Source organism: Chromohalobacter sp. 296-RDG, assembly GCF_029889885.1.
Classification (GTDB): Bacteria; Pseudomonadota; Gammaproteobacteria; order Pseudomonadales; family Halomonadaceae; genus Chromohalobacter.
On sequence record NZ_JARANY010000236.1, the window covers coordinates 1 to 1,031 of the forward strand.

Consider the following 1,031-nt stretch of genomic DNA (forward strand, 5'->3'; position numbering starts at 1 on the left):
GGCCAATGACCTGCCGAGTAACGCCGTCTGGGTCGGCTGGTCGCTGGGCGGACTGCTGGCCGGCGCCCTGATCGACCGGCTGCCCCCGCCCCACGCCCTGGTGTTACTCGGAATCGGCGAGCGCTTCCCCCATCCGCAAGGCGTCAGCGCAGCCGACTTGGCCAACTTCCGCGACGCCTTCCAGCGCAATCCGGAGGCTACCCGTAGCCACTTTCTGCGCTGGCAACTTGGCGGCGAACCGTCCCCCAGGAGCGCCCATCGCCGGCTGCGTGCGATTCTAGGCGACGATGTCCCAGCCTCGCCGGCCACCTTGGCTGCGGGGCTCACGCAGCTCGCGGAGATCGACAATACCCAGCGCCTGGCCACGCCACCCTGCCCGGTGCATCGGCTGGCCGGCGAGGCCGACCCGCTGCTGGCCCCGGCGGTGCGCGAGCGAGCCGACTACCGTCTGCTCGAGGCCGGCCACTGCCCACTCATCAGCCAACCGGAACGACTCGTCCATGCGCTGTCCGCCATCGCCGTGGCGCCGACGCAGTCACTCGCCGAGGCCGTTCTGGAGGCGATGCCATGACCGCGCTGCCATGCCACGGCCTCGATGCGAGCACCGATGCCCGGGAGCGCGACTGGCGCGCCCGGGTCGCGCATGCCTTTTCGCGTGCCGCGCCGCATTACGCCCGCCGCGCCACCGCCCAGCATGCCATGGGCAAGCGCCTGCTCGAGCAACTGCCCGATCACGCATGCGATGTACTGGATCTGGGCTGCGGCCCCGGCGATCTGACCGCTGCGCTGGCAACGCATTACGGCGCCACCTGCACGGTCAGCGGCCTGGATCTTGCCGCGGGCATGCTGGCTGAGGCGCGTCGACGCCATCCTGAAGCAATCCGCTGGATATGCGGCGACGCCGCCATGTTGCCCCACGCTGACGCCAGCTTCGATCTCGTCGTCTCCAATCTGGCGATCCAATGGTGCCCGGACATTGACCGGGTACTTAACGAAATCCGCCGGGTCCTGAGGCCGGGAGGACGTGCGCT

The 1,031-nt window shown here is 69.7% G+C and carries 2 protein-coding genes; both read left to right on the forward strand.

Going from position 1 to position 1,031, the window contains the following annotated elements; translation table 11 throughout:
- On the forward strand, window positions 1–571 hold a 571-nt coding region (locus tag OP495_RS18175; RefSeq protein WP_280571176.1), incomplete at its 5' end, for an alpha/beta fold hydrolase.
- A partial coding sequence (locus OP495_RS18180; protein WP_280571177.1) for a methyltransferase domain-containing protein occupies window positions 568–1,031 on the forward strand: 464 nt, incomplete at its 3' end. The genes OP495_RS18175 and OP495_RS18180, both read left to right, overlap by 4 nt.